Genomic DNA, 16890 nt, shown 5'->3' with positions numbered 1-16890 from the left:
GGTTCTCAGGCTTCCTTGTGGTCCTGCGGGGTTCTTACCGGGGCGTTGCCGGAGTACTCCCGGCTGATGGCGTCCGCGGTACGGCGCACCAGGGGGAGCAGTTTGAGGAGTTCCTCGGCGGAGACGACGACGTTCGGCGCGGAGACCGACATCGCCGCGACCAGCCGGCCGTCCGCACCGCGGATGGGTGCCCCGATGCAGTTGATGGACTCCTCGTGGCCACCGAGGTCGGTGGCCCAGCCCTGTTCGCGTACCTTGGCCAGCTCGGCCATGAAGGCCGTGGCGTCGGGGGTTGAACGGGCCGTGTACTGGGGGTATTCGAGCCGTTCGGCGACGGCGCGGCGCTCGGGCTCGGGGAGGTCGGCGAGCAGGAGTTTGGCGACGGCGGCGACGGTGATCGCGACGGGCTTGCCGATGCGCGAGTACATCCGGACCGGGTAGCGGCTCTCGACCTTGTCGATGTAGAGGACTTCGTTCTCCTCGTACACGGCGAGGTGGACGGTGTGGCCGACCTTTTCGTTGAGTTCGGCCAGGTGGGGGTGGGCGATGTCGCGGACGTCGAGGTTCTCGACGGCTTCCTGGGCGAGGGCGAAGAGCCGGGCGCCGAGGCGGTAGCGCTGGTCGGGCTGGCGGTAGACCATGCCGTGCTCGTGGAGGGTGCGCAGCAGCCGCAGGGCGGTGGACTTGTGCACGCCGAGCCGGTCGGCGACCTGTTCGAGGTTGGCCGGTCCCTGGGCGAGCAGCGGCAGGATGCTCAGCGCGCGGTCGACTGTCTGACTCATGATGTGGGGACCTCCACCCGTACGTTCCCGGCCCCGTCGTCCGTCCAGCCGGGGCCGAGTCGCAGTGTCTCCCAGGCGGCGGCGTCGAGCGCGACGAGGTGGTCGGTGAGCTCGCGGGCGGGCGGGGTGCCGAGGTCGCCGGGGACGGTGAGGGAGGCGGCGGCCATGAGGTGGCCGTGCCGTATCCGGTCGAAGACGGGCAGGCCGCGCAGGGTCGCGGAGAGGAAGCCGGCGGCGAAGGCGTCGCCGGCGCCGACCGGGGCCGCGACCTCGACCTTGAGCGCGGGCGCGAAGGTCACGGTGTCGGTGCCGTCGGGCTGCCGTTCGTACACGGTGGCGCCTTCGCCGCCCTGCTTGACGACGAGGACGCCGGGCTCGGGGAGCGCCGCGCGTACGGCGGCGGGGCCGTGCACGTCCCAGGCGGCCGCGGCCTCGTCCTCGCCGACGAAGACCAGGTCGCAGCCGCGGGCGAGGCCGAGGAGGATGCCGGGCGCCGCGTCGGCGCGGTCCTGCCAGAGGCCGACGCGGTAGTTGAGGTCGAAGGAGACGAGCGGGCGGCCCGGGCGGCGCTCGGTGATCGTCTTCAGTACGTCGAGGCAGCCGTCGGAGAGGGCGGCGGTGATGCCGGTGACGTGGACGACGCGGGCGTCCCAGAGGGCCTGTCCGTCGAGGAGGGCGGGGGTCATCGCGGAGGCGGCGGAGCCGGCGCGGTAGTAGACGACCTCGGCGAGCTGCTGCTCCGCGTTCTCCTCCGACTCCGTACCGGTGGCGCGCTCGCCCGCGGTACGGAAGTAGATGCCGGTGGGGCGCTTGGGGTCGCGCTGGACGTGGGTGACGTCGACGCCGTGCGCGGCGATGGTCTCCAGGAGGTGGTCGCCGAAGCCGTCGGTGCCGACCCGGGAGATCCACCGGGCGGGGTGTCCGATGGCGGCGAGCGCGCAGGCGACGTTGGACTCGGCGCCGCCGATGCCGCGGTCGAAGGAGGGCACGTCGGCGAGTCTGCCGGGGCGTGCGGGCAGGAAGGTGACCATGGACTCGCCCAGGCAGACGACGTCGGTGGTGACGTGCGGTGGCGTGGTCGCTGTGGTCACGGTGTTTCCCTGCTCCTTGCGGTGGGTGGTGCGGGGCCGTGGCGGTGTCGCGGGGGCGTGTTCAGCTCCCTGTTTCCCACCATTGACCCGACGATGAAACGGATGCTAGACAGCATTCAGCGATATGCGCAATGGGCGTTGCAGATGATGCAACAGGAAATTGAGGAGACATCCCATGGCCGCCGATCCCCAGTCCGACCACCCCATCGGACAGCTCGCGGACGAACGGGTGGACCACCGCTTCAAGGCCCTCCCTCCGGACGCGGAAGGACTCACGGTCGGCGCCCTGGCGGCCCAGCGCCGCAACCTCTTCACCGGCGGCTTCACCACCCCGGTCCTGGCCCTGTCCGCCGAGTCGGTCGAGCACAACCTCGCGCTGATGGAGGAGTACTCCAACCGGCACGGCCTGGCCTTCGCACCGCACGGCAAGACCTCGATGTCCCCGCAGCTCTTCGCCCGCCAGCTGGCGCACGGCGCGTGGGGCATCACCGCCGCCGTACCGCACCAGGCCCGGGTCTACCGCGCGTTCGGCATCCAGCGGATCTTCCTCGCCAACGAGCTGGTGGACGCCGCCGCGCTGCGCTGGCTGGCGGGCGAGCTGGCCGCCGACCCGGACTTCCGCTTCATCTGTTACGTCGACTCCCTCCGCGGCATCGAGCTGATGAACGCCGCGCTGCGCGAGGCCGGCGCGTCCCGCCCGGTGGACGTCGTCATCGAGCTGGGCGCGGGCGACTCGGCCCGTACGGGCGTCCGCGACGAGGCCACCTGCCTGGACCTGGCCAACGCGATCGCCGCCGCCGACACCCTCCGCCTGGTCGGCATCGCCGGCTACGAGGGCGAGGTGCCGGACGCGAACGCCGAGCGGGTCGCCGCCTGGCTGCGCCGCCTCGTGGCCCTCCTCGTCGACTTCGACAAGGCGGGCCGCTTCGCCGACCTCGACGAGATCGTGCTGAGCGCGGGCGGCAGCGCGTGGTTCGACACGGTCGCCGAGGTCTTCGCCGAGGTGCCCGAGCTGTCCCGGCCGGTACTGAAGCTGCTGCGCTCCGGCGCGTACGTCTCGCACGACGACGGCCACTACCGCCACCTCACCCCCTTCAACCGCCACCCCGACGAGGGCGCCCTGCAGCCCGCCTTCCGCCTCTGGGCGCAGGTCGTCTCGCGCCCCAACGGCGCGCAGGCGTTCGCCAACGCGGGCAAGCGGGACGCGGCGTACGACCTGGACCTGCCCGAGGCGCAGGTCGTCCGGTCCGCCCGGGACGGCTCGGTGCGCCCCGCCGACGGCGTCTCCGTGACCGGCCTCTCCGACCAGCACGCCTGGATCCGCACCGAGCCGGGGGCCGGGCTGGAGGTCGGCGACTGGATCGGGATGGGCCTGTCCCACCCGTGCACGTCCTTCGACAAGTGGCAGCTGATCCCGCTGGTCGAGGCCGACGGCACGGTGTCGGACTTCGTCCGTACGTTCTTCTGAGAGGCCCGGTCATGGATCTCGTCATCCGCGGCGTACGCGTCATCGACGGCACCGGCGGTGCCTCCTACCGGGCCGACGTGGCACTCGACGGCGGCCGGATAGCCGCCGTCGTGCCCGAGGGCGCGGGCGACCGCCCGTCGGCCGCGCGCGTGCTCGACGCGCACGGACTCGCGCTCTCCCCCGGCTTCATCGACATGCACGCCCACAGCGACCTCGCCCTGCTGCGCGACCCCGCGCACGAGGCGAAGGCGGCGCAGGGCGTGACCCTGGAGGTCATCGGCCAGGACGGGCTGTCGTACGCGCCGGTCGACGACCGCACGCTCGCCGAGGTCCGCGCCCAGATCGCGGGCTGGAACGGTGACGGCTCGGACATCGACTTCACCTGGCGCTCGGTCGGCGAGTACCTCGACCGGCTGGACCACGGCTTCGACGGCCAGGGCATCGCGGTCAACGCCGCGTACCTGATCCCGCAGGGCACGGTCCGGATGCTGGCGATGGGCTGGGACGACCGCGCGGCGACCGACGCCGAGCTGGCCCGCATGAAGCGGCTGGTCGCCGAGGGCCTGGAGCAGGGCGCTGTGGGCCTGTCCTCGGGCCTCACCTACACGCCCGGCATGTACGCCTCGGACTCCGAGCTGGCCGAGCTGTGCCGGGTGGTGGCCCGGTACGAGGGGTACTACTGCCCGCACCACCGCTCGTACGGCGCGGGCGCGCTCCAGGCGTACGAGGAGATGGTGGGCCTGACGCGGGAGGCGGGCTGCGCGCTGCACCTGGCGCACGCCACCATGAACTTCGGCGTGAACAAGGGCCGCGCGCCCGAGCTGCTGGCCCTGCTGGACAAGGCCCTCGGCGACGGCGCCGACATCACGCTGGACACGTATCCGTACACGCCCGGCTGTACGACGCTGGTCGCGATGCTGCCGAGCTGGGCGAGCGAGGGCGGGCCCGAGGCGATCCTGGCGCGGCTGCGGGACGACGCCGAGGCGGCCCGCATCCGGCACGTCATGGAGGTCGAGGGCGCGGACGGCTGCCACGGCGTCCCGATGGAGTGGGACACGATCGAGATCTCCGGCGTCTCGCATCCGGAGCTGGCCGGGTACGTGGGCAAGACGGTCGCCGCGAGCGCGGCCGAGCGCGGCGAGGAGCCGTGGGTGACCGCGCGCCGGCTGCTCATCGAGGACCGCCTCGGCTCGACGATCCTGCAGCACGTCGGGCACGAGGAGAACGTCCGGCAGATCATGCGGCACCGCGTGCACACGGGTGGCAGCGACGGCATCCTGCAGGGCGCCAAGCCGCACCCGCGCGCGTACGGCACGTTCCCCCAGTACCTGGGCAAGTACGTCCGTGAGCTGGGCATCCTCTCGCTGGAGGAGTGCGTCGCGCACCTCACCGGGCGGGCGGCCGCCCGGCTGCGGCTGCCGGACCGGGGGCTCGTACGGGAGGGGTACCGCGCGGACCTGGTGCTGTTCGACCCGGAGACGGTGGCCGCGGGGTCGACCTTCGAGGTGCCGCGCACGCTCCCGACGGGCATCCCGCACGTGCTGATCGACGGGCGCTTCGTGATCGAGGACGGCAGGCGGACCGACGTCCTCGCGGGCCGGTCGGTGCGGCGCACCCCCGCGGCGCGGAGGTAGGGCGCGTCTTTCGGAACATGCCGGGCGCGCGTGCGGCGTCGCCCGTCCGCCCGGCATGTCGAAGCTCACACCCCGTCCGGCCGCCGCCCGGCAGCGGCCTGCGGATTTCGTCGCCGGCTTGGATGACGAAGCGCTCGATGGTGACGACTTGCGAAATATCGGCGGTAAGTCGCCGCTGGCTTGGAATGCACATCGAGGGCGCCCCGCGCCGCCGGGTACGCCGCCCCCGCACCGCCTCCCACGTGCGCAATAACACCGCGCGTCCCCTGTTACGCCCCCGTAAGGTGGCGGACATGCAGGTGATCCAGTCAACCAAGCTCGCCAATGTCTGCTACGAGATCCGTGGCCCGGTTCTTGAGGAGGCGATGCGGCTGGAGGCGGCAGGTCATCGCATACTCAAGCTCAACACCGGCAACCCCGCCGCGTTCGGCTTCGAGTGCCCGCCGGAGATCCTGGAGGACATCCTCCGCAGCGTCGGCACGGCGCACGGCTACGGCGACGCGAAGGGTCTGCTCTCCGCGCGGCGCGCGGTGATGCAGCACTACCAGACCCGCGGCATCGAGCTGTCGGTCGAGGACATCTACCTCGGCAACGGCGTCTCCGAGCTGATCCAGATGTCGATGCAGGCGCTGCTCGACGACGGCGACGAGGTGCTCGTACCGGCCCCGGACTATCCGCTGTGGACGGCGTCGGTGTCGCTGTCCGGCGGTACGGCCGTGCACTACCGCTGCGACGAGCAGGCGGACTGGATGCCGGACCTGGCCGACATCGAGCGGAAGGTCACCGACCGCACGAAGGCCATCGTCGTCATCAACCCGAACAACCCCACGGGCGCGGTGTACGACGAAGAGCTGCTGCGCGGCATCGCGGAGATCGCCCGCCGGCACAACCTGATCGTCTGCGCCGACGAGATCTACGACAAGATCCTCTACGACGGCGTGACGCACACACCGTTCGCCTCCCTCGCGCCCGACCTGCTGACGCTGACGTTCAACGGCCTGTCGAAGGCGTACCGGGTGGCGGGCTACCGCAGCGGCTGGCTCGCGGTGTGCGGCCCGAAGGCGCACGCCACCTCGTACATCGAGGGGCTGACGATCCTCGCGAACATGCGGCTGTGCGCCAACATGCCGGCCCAGCACGCGGTGGCCACGGCGCTCGGCGGCCGGCAGTCGATCAACGACCTCGTGCTCCCGGGCGGCCGGCTGCTGGAGCAGCGTGACGCGGCGTTCGACCTGCTCTCGCAGATCCCGGGCGTCAGCTGCGTGAAGCCCAAGGGCGCGCTGTACGCGTTCCCGCGGCTGGACCCGAAGGTGTACAAGATCAAGGACGACCGGCAGATGGTGCTGGACCTGCTGCGCGCCGAGAAGATCATGATCGTGCACGGCACGGGCTTCAACTGGCCGGAGCCGGACCACTTCCGCCTGGTCACGCTGCCGAACAAGGACGATCTGACGGATGCGGTGACCCGGATCGGCAGCTTCCTGGACGGTTACGGTCAGTACTGAGGGGACTCTTTTTCTGTACGCGGGACAACTTTAGACTGAGTCCAAGGTAGGATGGTCTCCTGACGTTGCCAGGAGGCCATTCCATGTACGAGCCGATCCGCACCAAGTCGGTCCACACCATGGCCGAGCAGGATGATTTCCCGCACCGCTCCCGCGAGGAGGAGCTGGACATCCGGCTCGCCGGGCATCTGACCGCCCTGCTGACCACCCTCGACGAGCTGCGTGCGCTGACGCCCGACGGCTCGCTCGACGACGCCGCCGACCGGCTCGCCGAGCAGGTCGCCCGGCTGCGCGGCGGCGACTTCCCGCTGCGCGCCCGGCCGTCCGGCGGCGCCCCGGAGCGCGTCCCCTCGCTCCACCGCCGTGCCCACACCCTCGCCGGGCACGCCCTGGTCGTGGCCAACTCCCGGTCCGACAAGGCCGCCGCGGAGCTGGCCGCGGAACTGATCAGGGTCCACGCGGACGCCGAACGGCTGGCGACCGCCTGACCCCACGGCTTCCGGGGGCGGGCGGTGATTAACCCGCCCGCCCCCGGATTTCCACATCAGCCATCAATTGAGGAACCCCCGCGGCGAGCAACCACCTCCGCGAGAGCGGCGGCGGTTTAGCCGCAAAAAGGGGACTCAGCCGAGGCGCTTGACCAGCGCGCGGTACTCGTCCCACATCTCCGTCGGCGTGTGGTCACCGAAGGTGTTGAGGTGCTCGGGGACCAGCGAGGCCTCGTCGCGCCAGACGTCCTTGTCGACGCTGAGCAGGAAGTCCAGGTCCGCGTCGGCCAGGTCCAGGCCGTCGGTGTCCAGGGCCTCCTTGGTCGGCAGCACGCCGATGGGGGTCTCGACGCCCTCGGCCTTGCCCTCCAGGCGCTCCACGATCCACTTCAGGACGCGGCTGTTCTCGCCGAAGCCGGGCCAGACGAACTTGCCCGCGTCGTTCTTGCGGAACCAGTTGACGTAGTAGATCTTGGGCAGCTTGGCCGCGTCGGCGTTCTTTCCGACCTTGACCCAGTGACCCATGTAGTCACCCATGTTGTAGCCGCAGAACGGCAGCATGGCGAACGGGTCGCGGCGCAGCTCGCCGACCTTGCCCTCGGCCGCCGCGGTCTTCTCGGAGGCGACGTTCGCGCCGAGGAAGACGCCGTGCTGCCAGTCGAAGGACTCGGTGACCAGCGGTACCGCGCTGGCGCGGCGGCCGCCGAAGAGGATCGCCGAGATCGGCACGCCCTTGGGGTCCTCCCACTCGGGCGCGATGATCGGGCACTGGCCGGCCGGGGTGGTGAACCGGGCGTTGGGGTGCGCCGCCGGCGTCTCCGACTCCGGGGTCCAGTCGTTGCCCTTCCAGTCGGTGAGGTGGGCGGGGGTCTCCTCCGTCATGCCCTCCCACCAGACGTCGCCGTCGTCGGTCAGCGCGACGTTGGTGAAGACGGAGTTGCCCCACAGGGTCTTCATGGCGTTGGCGTTGGTGTGCTCGCCGGTGCCGGGCGCGACGCCGAAGAAGCCGGCCTCGGGGTTGATCGCGTACAGCCGGCCGTCCTCGCCGAACCGCATCCAGGCGATGTCGTCGCCGATCGTCTCGACCGTCCAGCCGGAGATCGTGGGCTCCAGCATCGCGAGGTTGGTCTTGCCGCAGGCGCTCGGGAACGCGGCCGCGACGTACTTCGACTCGCCCTGCGGCGGGGTGAGCTTGAGGATCAGCATGTGCTCGGCGAGCCAGCCCTCGTCGCGCGCCATGACGGAGGCGATGCGCAGCGCGTAGCACTTCTTGCCGAGCAGGGCGTTGCCGCCGTAGCCCGAGCCGTAGGACCAGATCTCGCGGTCCTCGGGGAAGTGCGAGATGTACTTCGTGGAGTTGCACGGCCACGGCACGTCCTGCTCGCCCTCCGCGAGCGGGGCGCCGAGGGTGTGCACGGCCTTGACGAAGAAGCCGTCCGAGCCGAGCTCGTCCAGGACCGGCTGGCCCATGCGGGTCATGGTGCGCATCGAGACGGCGACGTACGCCGAGTCGGTGATCTCCACGCCGAGCGCGGAGAGCGGCGAGCCCAGCGGGCCCATGCAGAACGGGACGACGTACATCGTCCGGCCGCGCATCGCGCCCCGGAAGATGCCCTGCTCACCGGAGAAGATCTCCCGCATCTCAGCGGGGGCTTTCCAGTGGTTCGTCGGGCCCGCGTCCTCCTCCTTCTCGGAACAGATGAAGGTGCGGTCCTCCACACGGGCGACGTCCCTCGGGTCGGAGGCCGCGTAGTAGGAGTTGGGCCGTTTGATCGGGTCGAGCTTCTTGAACGTTCCCTTGGCGACCAGTTCCTCACACAGGCGGTCGTACTCCGCCTCCGAGCCGTCGCACCACACGATGCGGTCCGGCTGGGTGATCGACGCGATCTCATCGACCCAGGCGATGAGCTCCTGGTGGGTGGTCGGGTGCTTGAGGGAGGGAGCCGCGTTGTCGCGCGCCACGATCGCTCCTAGATGAGGGGTTTTTACGAACATCAGCACAATGTCCGCTTTTGAAGATGTTGGCCCCTTGGGGGCTGCGACCCGGATGCTTCGTGACCGCTCATCCGGTGCCGACCGCACTCATATGATCATCCGTCGCCGACCGGATTCTGTCCAGAGGGCCCCCTCGTGACCGTCACCACTCGGCGGACTGATCCGTAACCTACGGTTGCGTAGATAGGGTGGCGGCCATGTCTTCCGCGCCCGAAGCCGCCGACAGCCGCACTGCCGAAAGCCCTGCTCAGGCCGTGAACTCCGCGGTCTCCGCGCTGGCTGCCCCCTTCAAGCCCAAGCTGCGGGGGTGGCTGCACGCCGGGATGTTCCCGGCGGTCCTCTTCTCGGGTGTCATGCTCACCGCATTGGCAGACAGCACCCGGGGCCGGGTGGCGTGCGGCGTCTACACGCTCACCGCCTGCCTGCTCTTCGGCGTCAGCGCGATCTACCACCGGGGCAACTGGGGCCCACGGGTACTGGGGATCCTGCGCCGACTGGATCACGCCAATATTTTTCTGATCATCGCGGGCACCTACACGCCACTGACGATCCTGCTGCTCCCGGACGGCCGCCGGGACCTCCTGCTGTGGGGCATCTGGGCGGCCGCCGCCCTCGGCATCGCCTTCCGCGTCTTCTGGGTCGGCGCGCCACGATGGCTCTACACACCCTGCTACATCGCGATGGGCTGGGCGGCGGTCTTCTTCCTCCCGGACTTCCTGCAGAAGGGCGGCGTCGCCGTCCTCGTGCTCGTGATCGTCGGCGGGCTGCTCTACAGCGCGGGCGGCGTGATCTACGGGATCAAGCGCCCGAACCCGTCACCTCGGTGGTTCGGCTTCCATGAGGTCTTCCACTCCTTCACCCTCGCGGCGTTCGTCGTGCACTACGTGGGCATCTCGCTGGTCGCCTATTCGCACGCCTGATACGGGCGCGGGGCCGCAGGGCGCGGCCCCACCGCCCCCGGCGATCCGGCCCCACCGTGGCCGCGGCCTCGACGCCGCGGCCACTTGCCATGTCAGGGCCGTCACCCCGGCCAGTACCAGCGCGAGGACCACGGCCGTGCCGCCCACCAGGAAGCCGCCGACACACACCACGGCGGCCAGTACGACCGCTCCGTGCAGCGCGGTACGCATCCGCAACACCCCCTCCAGCTCTCACTGAATGTGACTGTGCGCTCTTAGAGCGTTACACATCCCACTGACAACGGGGAGACCGCCGAAGCGGGCGGGAGCGGGCGGGACGGCGACGGGAGGCGGGCCGGACCGCTTTACAGGTCCACCAATAACGCTTTACAGGCCCGCCAGTACCGCTTTACAGGTCCACGAGTACCGCGCCGAGGTGGCGGCCCTCGGTCAACTCCCGCAGCGCGCGCGGGGCCTGCTCGATCCCCTCGAAGCGCACGTGCGGGAAGGTGAGCGTGCCCTCGCGCAGCCCCTGGCCGAACTGCCGGTTCCATTCCGGGATGAGGTCCAGATGGTCGAAGAGGGCCATGCCGCGCAGCGTGATGCTGCGCGAGAGGACCGACAGCGTGTCGATCTCGGTCGTGGCCGGGGCGGCGGCGGACATCTGGGCGGCCAGCGCGCCGACGATCGCCATCCGGGCGCCGCGGTTGGCGAGGGTGAGGGCGGCCTGCAGTTGCTCGCCGCCCACGTTGTCGAAGAGCGCGTCGACGCCGTCCGGCGCCGCCTTGCGCAGCTGGTCCACGATCGGGCCCGCGCCGCGGATCACCACGGCGTCGTAGCCGAGCCCGTCCATGAGCCGGTCGGCCTTGGCGCGGGAGCCCGTACTGCCGATGACGCGGGCGGCGCCGCGCTGCTTGGCTAGCTGCCCGGCGAGCGACCCGACGCCGCCGGCGGCCCCGGTGATGAACACGGTGTCCCCGGGGCGCACGTCGGCGCCCCGCCCGATCCCCATCAGCGCGGTGGGCCCCTGGGAGAGGTACGCCGCGGGGTCGGGCAGCAGGTCCGGGTCCAGCCGCTGCGCCTGGGAGGCGTCCATGACGGCGAACTCGCGCCAGCCGAGCCGGTGTTCCACCAGGTCGCCGGGGGTGAGGTCGGTGCCGGGCGCGGCCACCACCTCGCCCACGGCGGCGCCGTGCAGCGGGGCACCGATCTCGTAGGACGGCATCGGCACGGCGCTCTGTTCGTCCATGAGGGTGCGCATCACGGCGGCGACGCCCATGGTGGTGGTGCGGACGAGGATCTGGCCCGGCGCCGGTTCCGGTACGGGCACTTCGGCGATCTCGAAGAGGTCGTCGGTGACCGCGCCCGTAGGGCGGGCGGCCAGCCGGACTTCGCGGTGGGTGGTGGGCACTTCACTGCGATGGGTGGTCATGGGACGACGCTAGTGCCCACCTCCCTGTGTCACCGCTCTTTGAGACGCTCGGCCAGTTCACCCGGGTCGGCGGTGGGCCGCTCACAGGTGAAGTTTCGGCACACGTAGGCGGCGGGGCGGCCGTCCAGCAGCGGCCGGTCCTTCAGGAGCGGCACCTCCTCGCTCCCGGGCTCGCCGACCGCGACCACCGCGCCGGGCGCGGTGCCCAGCAGCGCGGCGCGGTGCAGTTCGCGGGTGGCCTCGTCGTCGTACGAGCCGACCACCGCGACCTCGCGCGGGCCGTCCAGCAGCGCCTCGGCGGCCGCGAGCCCCCAGCCGATGAAGCGCGGGGCGCGGCCGCTGAGCGCCTTGACGATGCCGAGCGCGCCCTCGGCGGCCTCCCGGTGCGGCGCGCTGCCGGTGAGCGCCGCATACGAGAGCAGGGCGCCGGCCGCCGCGGTCCACCCGGAGGGCGTGGCGTTGTCGGTCGGGTCCTGGGGGCGGCGGATCAGCGCCTCGGCGTCGTCCGCGGTGTCGTACAACGAGCCGTCCGTACCCCGGAAGTGGATCAGCACGGTGTCCAGGAGGAGGCCCGCGAAGTCGGCCCACACGCCTTCGCCGGTGACCTGGGCCAGCGCGAGGAAGCCCTCGGAGACGTCCGCGTAGTCCTCCAGGACACCGGAGTTGGTGCCGGGGGTGCCGTCGCGCGAGGTGCGGTGCAGCCGCGCCCGGCCGTCCAGGTGGACGCGGACGAGCAGGTCGGCGGCGTCGGTCGCGGCCTGGACGAGGTCCGGGCGGTCGAAGTACGCGCCGGTCTCCGCGAGCGCGGCGATGGCCAGGCCGTTCCAGGCGGCCACGACCTTGTCGTCCCGGCCGGGGCGGGGCCGTTCGTCGCGCGCGGCGCGCAGCCGCTCCTTGATGCCGGCGATCCGGTCGGCGTCCAGCAGCCCGTCGGTGTCGGGGAGCTGGAGCACGGAGGCGCCCTCCTCGAAGGTGCCCTCCTCGGTGACGCCGAAGTACTCGGCGGCCACCTGCGCGTCCTTCTCCCCCAGCACCTCGGTCAGCTGCTCGGGCGTCCAGACGTAGTACGCGCCCTCCACGTGTTTGCCCGACCCGTCGTCGCTGTCCGCGTCCAGTGCGGAGGCGAAACCGAGCTGGTCGGTGCGGAGTTCGCGGACCATGAAGTCGGCGGTCTCCAGGGCGATGCGGCGGGCGAGGCCGGAGCCCGTGGCGCGCCACAGGTGTGCGTACACCCGGCACAGCAGCGCATTGTCGTACAGCATCTTCTCGAAATGCGGAACTACCCATTCCGCGTCCACGGAATAGCGCGCGAAGCCGCCGCCGAGCTGGTCGTAAATGCCGCCGCGCGCCATCGCCTCGCAGGTGGCCGTCACCATCTGCAGCGCGCCCTCGGAATCGGTCCTGGCGTGGTGGCGCAGCAGGAATTCCAGCACCATCGACGGCGGGAATTTCGGCGCGCCGCCGAATCCGCCGCGGCTCGCGTCGAAGTCCCGGGTCAGCTGCATGAGAGCGGCGAGCAGATCCTCCCGCTCCGGCGGCCGCGCCCCGCCGGCGGTCAGCGAGCGGCCGGCGAGATCGCGCACGATCTTCCCCGCGACCTCCCCGACCTCCTCCCTGCGGTCCGTCCAGGCGCTCTTCACGCCCTCCAGGACCTGGGAGAACGAGGGCATGCCGTGGCGCGGCGCGGGCGGGAAGTAGGTACCGAAGTAGAACGGCTCGGCCTCCGGCGTGAGGAAGACCGTCATCGGCCAGCCCCCGTGCCCCGTGGCGGCCTGCACGGCCTCCATGTACACGGCATCGACGTCCGGGCGTTCCTCGCGGTCCACCTTCACCGGCACGAAGTTCTCGTTCAGCAGCGCGGCGGTGGCCTCGTCCTCGAAGGATTCGTGCGCCATGACATGACACCAGTGACAGCTGCTGTAACCGACGCTGAGCAGCACCGGGACGCCGCGCCGCCGCGCCTCCTCGAACGCCTCTGTGGACCACGGCCACCACTCGACCGGGTTTTCGGCGTGCTGGAGCAGATACGGGGAAGTCTCATGAGCCAGGCGGTTCGGCATGGGGCCATCCTCTCTCACGGGTGCGCCCGGAACGTGCGTGGCGGATCCGCCGGGGGCCCGCAATACCCGGCACGGCGGATGTTTCACGGTCCGTGTGACACGTCCGGGCGGAGTTATCCACAGGGCTGCCGGATTCGGCGGGGAGACGGAACACTGGGCGTACAAAGCGATCATCGCTGGAGGGGGATCCGGATGACGGGCTCACCGACTGTTCTGCGCGACGCCCATCGCGCGGACGCGGACGCGCTGTTGGCGCGCGCGGTCGAGGAAGAGGTGCGCCGCTCGGGCGGGCGCGTCGACGGGGGTGTCCTGCTCGGCAGGGCGCGCGCCGCGCTGGACCAGCTGGCGGCCGGTGCCGCCGAGGAGTACGGCGCGTATGTGCGGGCGCTGGACGAGACGGCGGCGGCGCGCCGGCCGCTGACGGAGCGGCTGACCCGCAAGGAGACGGGCACGCCCGCGGTGGTCACGCTGACCGCGGCGGTCGCCGCCGTCATCGCCGACCTCGCGTTCGGCACGGGCCCGGGACCGGCGCTGGGCACCGGGGCCGCGGTCGCGGTCGCGGGGGCCGCGGCGACGGTCCTGAAGCTGACGGCGGGGCACTGGCCGGCCGCGCACCAGGAGGCGGGGATGCGCGGCCAGCCGGGCGGCCCGGAGCAGCTGCGGCTGCAGTGGCTGACGGCCCTGGAGGTGCGCGGCATCCGCCCGTATCTGGACCAGCAGCGGATGCTGACGGCGGCGACGCGGAACAGCGCGGGGGGCAGCGGCAAGAGCGCCGGGACGGGCGGGCGCGGACCGCAGTTGCGCGGCGGCGACCGCAGCGCGGCGGCCCGCCGGCGGTCGGTGCTGGCGGAGTCCTTCCACCATCTCCCGGACCCGCAGGGCCCGTTCGCCGGGCGCCGGCCCCAGCTGACGCAGATCACCCAGTGGGTGCACGCCGCCCGCGCCAGTACGGAGACCAAGCCGACGGTGGTGGTGCTGCACGGCGAGCCGGGCTCGGGGCGCACCGCGCTCGCGGTGCGGGCCGCGCGGCAGTTGCGCGACCAGTTCCGCGGGGCGTGCGTGGTGGACCTGCGCGGCGAGACGCCGGGCGAGGCCCCGCTGGCCACCCGGGACGCGCTGCTGCACCTGCTGAACCGCCTCGGGGCGCCGCGCGAGCAGCTGCTGTTCCGCGAGCGGCCCTCGCCCGAGCAGCACGTGAAGCGGCTGACGGAGCTGTACCACCAGCATCTGACCAACCTCCCGGTGGTGGTCCTGCTGGACGACGCCACCGACCCGGAGCAGGTCCGCACGCTGGTGCCGGACCGTTCGGAGTCCCTGGTGCTGGTCACGGCGCGGGAGCCGCTGGAGCTGCCCGCCGGCCCTGCCGCGTGGGTGCACCAACTGCCGGTGGGCCCGCTGGACACCGCGGGCGTCGAGGAGCTGCTGCGCGCCGCCGGTACGGAGGCGGGGGACGCGGCCGGGCCGTACGACTCCCAGGCGCTGGACCGGATCGGCGAGCTCTGCGCCGGGCTGCCGCTGCCGCTGCGGGTGGCGGGCTCCTCGCTCGGCCCGCGCGACCCCGCCACGCTGGCGGCGGACCTCGCGGCCTACGGCCCCGTGACGCCCGTGGAGCGGGCCCTGTGGCTGCGGTACGCCGATCAGTCCGAGACGGAGCGGCGGCTGCTGCGCCGGCTGGCGCTGGTCGGCCGGGCGAGCCTGGGCGCGGCAGCGGCGGCGGCGCTGCTGGGCGTCGAGGAGCAGGAGGCGGAGCAGCGGCTGGCCCGGCTGGCCGCGGCCGGCCTGGTCGAGCACGTGCGCGGCAGCCGGTACCGCCTGCACTCCCTGGTGCACCGCTTCGCGCACGCCCGGCTGCTGGACGAGGAGGACCCGGCCGAGCGGTCCACCGCCCAGGAGCGGCTGATGCGCAGCTACGCCGAGCTCGCGGACTCCGTCATCCGCCTGGTGGACGGCAACACCTCCACCCGCGCCGACCGCTTCGGCTCACACGGCTTCACCTCGCTGGACGCGGCGCTGCAGTGGCTGGACGACGAGACCAGCTTCATCACGTCCGCGCTGCGCCACGCCGACCAGGACGTGGACCAGGCCACGCTCTCCCACCTCCTCGGCGCCCTCGCCGACTACTGCCTGCTCCGCGGCGACCTGTACCGCCTGGGCGAGCTGAACGAGCTGACGAAGGCCGCCGACAAGGGTCTGCTGGCCCGCTCTGTCCAGTGGCGCACGGGCGTCGCGGCCCGTCAGCTCGGCGAGCTGGACAAGGCCCGTACGACGCTGTCCTCGGTGGTCGACCTGTACTTCGAGGCGGAGCACCCGGTGGGCGCGGCGCGCGCCCTGCGCGACCTGGGCATCACCCTCCAGCAGCAGGGCAATCTCACCGAGGCGGCGGCGAAGCTGCGGGAGGCGCTGACGATGCAGGGCGGGGACGCCATGCGCGGCGACCGCGCGTGGACGCTGCACGCCCTGGCGGCGGTGGAGCGGGACCGCGCGCAGCTGGGCGAGGCCTTCGCGCTGCTCGACGAGGCGCTGGAGCTGCACCGGGAGAGCGAGAGCGTGCACGGCCAGGCGTGGGCGCACTTCCAGCTCGGCCAGGCGTGTCTGCGCCAGGGTGACGTGCCGCGGGCCGAGCGCGAGCTCCAGGAGGCGCTGGAGCTGTACGGCCGCACGCACGACGAGCGCGGCGAGGCGTGGGCGATGACCCAGCTGGCCCGGGCCCGGCTGGTGGACGGCGATCCGGGCTCCGCCGTGGACCAGCTGCGCCAGGCCCTCCCGCTGCACCGCCGGCACGAGGACGCCCGGGGCGAGGCCTGGACGCTGTACTACCTCGGCCAGGCCCTGGAGGAGGACGGCGACAAGGACGGGGGCGTGCGGCAGCTGGACCGGGCGCGCACGATGTTCAGCCGGATGCACGACGCGTACGGCCTGGCGTGCGCCCGGCACCACTCCGGGCGGATCACCCGTGACGTGCGGGCCACCCAGACCGGCTCGCTGCGCAACAGCGGCTTCGCGCGCCAGCTGCTGCAGGACGCCCGCCGGGACTTCCAGCGGATCGGGGTGCCGCACAGCGAGGCGTGGTCCTGCCTGGAGCTGGTGGTCATCGACGCGGGGAACGGCCGGAGCGCGCAGGCCCTGGAGCTGGCCGACGAGGCGGCGGAGATCTTCGCGGGCTACGGCGACCGGCGCGGCGAGGACTGGGCCCGCTTCCTGCGCTGCACGCTGCTGCCGCTGGCCTCGCCGGGCGGCTCTGTGGTGGGCACGGCCGTCGCCCAGGAGGAGCTGGCGGAGCTGCGGCGCTCCCCGCATCCGGCCCGCGACTCCAAGCTGGAGGACTGCGCCGAGGCGTACGCCGTGCTGCTGGACCGCGGCGTCGAGCCGGAGGCCGGCTGGCAGGCGTGGCGCCTGGGCATGGTCCCGACCCGCCACGCCCGCGAGGTCATGGGCGTCCCGCTGGAGCCAATACCCAGGCCGGACCGGCCGCGGGCGACGCCCGCGTAACGGCCATGGCCGACCCGGCCCGCGGACGGCGGCCGGGCCCGGCCGCC

The 16890-nt window shown here is 72.2% G+C and carries 11 protein-coding genes; 6 read left to right on the top strand and 5 right to left on the bottom strand.

Going from position 1 to position 16890, the window contains the following annotated elements; translation table 11 throughout:
* Positions 1–5 precede the first annotated feature (5 nt).
* Positions 6–782, bottom strand: coding sequence for an IclR family transcriptional regulator (locus ACZ4MH_RS29975; RefSeq protein ID WP_351596424.1), 777 nt, complete (start codon positions 780–782; stop codon positions 6–8).
* Positions 779–1813: a sugar kinase gene (locus tag ACZ4MH_RS29970; protein WP_467754787.1), complete on the bottom strand. Its 1035-nt coding sequence runs from the start codon at positions 1811–1813 to the stop codon at positions 779–781. Before ACZ4MH_RS29970 ends, ACZ4MH_RS29975 begins: the two co-directional genes overlap by 4 nt.
* Before the next feature lie 235 nt (positions 1814–2048).
* On the opposite strand from ACZ4MH_RS29970, the gene ACZ4MH_RS29965 reads away from it, so the two are divergent.
* The 4 genes from ACZ4MH_RS29965 to ACZ4MH_RS29950 all read left to right on the top strand — a co-directional run bounded on the left by ACZ4MH_RS29965 (position 2049) and on the right by ACZ4MH_RS29950 (position 6968).
* Complete coding sequence (locus ACZ4MH_RS29965) at positions 2049–3341, top strand: amino acid deaminase (protein ID WP_351596420.1); 1293 nt, start codon at positions 2049–2051, stop codon at positions 3339–3341.
* An 11-nt stretch (positions 3342–3352) separates the two neighbouring features.
* Positions 3353–4975: an N-acyl-D-amino-acid deacylase family protein gene (locus ACZ4MH_RS29960; RefSeq protein WP_351596418.1), complete on the top strand. Its 1623-nt coding sequence runs from the start codon at positions 3353–3355 to the stop codon at positions 4973–4975.
* 293 nt (positions 4976–5268) lie between these two features.
* Positions 5269–6480, top strand: a complete 1212-nt coding sequence (locus ACZ4MH_RS29955) for a pyridoxal phosphate-dependent aminotransferase (RefSeq protein WP_030265453.1) — start codon at positions 5269–5271, stop codon at positions 6478–6480.
* 83 nt (positions 6481–6563) lie between these two features.
* Positions 6564–6968 carry an SCO4983 family protein gene (locus ACZ4MH_RS29950; RefSeq protein ID WP_351596415.1) on the top strand — a complete coding sequence of 135 codons (405 nt, stop codon included), beginning with the start codon at positions 6564–6566 and terminating at the stop codon, positions 6966–6968.
* Positions 6969–7103: 135 nt separating this feature from the next.
* Here the strand turns inward: ACZ4MH_RS29950 and ACZ4MH_RS29945 are convergent, their stop codons facing one another.
* Positions 7104–8930 (bottom strand): phosphoenolpyruvate carboxykinase (GTP), encoded by a 1827-nt coding sequence (locus ACZ4MH_RS29945; RefSeq protein WP_351596412.1) that lies wholly within the window; start codon positions 8928–8930, stop codon positions 7104–7106.
* A gap of 230 nt (positions 8931–9160) precedes the next feature.
* Between ACZ4MH_RS29945 and trhA the strand changes: the two genes are divergently transcribed.
* Positions 9161–9883 (top strand): PAQR family membrane homeostasis protein TrhA, encoded by a 723-nt coding sequence (gene trhA, locus ACZ4MH_RS29940; protein ID WP_351596409.1) that lies wholly within the window; start codon positions 9161–9163, stop codon positions 9881–9883.
* A gap of 388 nt (positions 9884–10271) precedes the next feature.
* On the opposite strand, the gene ACZ4MH_RS29935 is transcribed toward trhA, so the two are convergent.
* A complete protein-coding gene (locus tag ACZ4MH_RS29935) occupies positions 10272–11294 on the bottom strand; it encodes an NADP-dependent oxidoreductase (protein WP_351596406.1) in 1023 nt (340 codons plus the stop codon).
* 29 nt (positions 11295–11323) lie between these two features.
* A complete protein-coding gene (locus tag ACZ4MH_RS29930; RefSeq protein ID WP_351596403.1) occupies positions 11324–13354 on the bottom strand; it encodes a thioredoxin domain-containing protein in 2031 nt (676 codons plus the stop codon).
* A 192-nt stretch (positions 13355–13546) separates the two neighbouring features.
* Here ACZ4MH_RS29930 and ACZ4MH_RS29925 point away from each other — a divergent pair, with 192 nt between their 5' ends.
* Positions 13547–16843: a tetratricopeptide repeat protein gene (locus tag ACZ4MH_RS29925; RefSeq protein ID WP_351596400.1), complete on the top strand. Its 3297-nt coding sequence runs from the start codon at positions 13547–13549 to the stop codon at positions 16841–16843.
* The last annotated feature ends 47 nt before the right edge of the window (positions 16844–16890 follow it).

The organism is Streptomyces sp. NPDC026301 (assembly GCF_055567935.1).
Note: the sequence above shows the minus strand (reverse complement) of the source record. Positions and strands in the feature narration are given on the sequence as shown.

Coding starts and splice junctions, on each gene's coding strand:
- ACZ4MH_RS29975 (WP_351596424.1), bottom strand. CDS start 782: ATGAGTCAGACAGTCGACCGCGCGCTGAGCATCCTGCCGCTGCTCGCC.
- ACZ4MH_RS29970 (WP_467754787.1), bottom strand. CDS start 1,813: ATGGTCACCTTCCTGCCCGCACGCCCCGGCAGACTCGCCGACGTGCCC.
- ACZ4MH_RS29965 (WP_351596420.1), top strand. CDS start 2,049: ATGGCCGCCGATCCCCAGTCCGACCACCCCATCGGACAGCTCGCGGAC.
- ACZ4MH_RS29960 (WP_351596418.1), top strand. CDS start 3,353: ATGGATCTCGTCATCCGCGGCGTACGCGTCATCGACGGCACCGGCGGT.
- ACZ4MH_RS29955 (WP_030265453.1), top strand. CDS start 5,269: ATGCAGGTGATCCAGTCAACCAAGCTCGCCAATGTCTGCTACGAGATC.
- ACZ4MH_RS29950 (WP_351596415.1), top strand. CDS start 6,564: ATGTACGAGCCGATCCGCACCAAGTCGGTCCACACCATGGCCGAGCAG.
- trhA (WP_351596409.1), top strand. CDS start 9,161: ATGTCTTCCGCGCCCGAAGCCGCCGACAGCCGCACTGCCGAAAGCCCT.
- ACZ4MH_RS29935 (WP_351596406.1), bottom strand. CDS start 11,294: ATGACCACCCATCGCAGTGAAGTGCCCACCACCCACCGCGAAGTCCGG.
- ACZ4MH_RS29930 (WP_351596403.1), bottom strand. CDS start 13,354: ATGCCGAACCGCCTGGCTCATGAGACTTCCCCGTATCTGCTCCAGCAC.
- ACZ4MH_RS29925 (WP_351596400.1), top strand. CDS start 13,547: ATGACGGGCTCACCGACTGTTCTGCGCGACGCCCATCGCGCGGACGCG.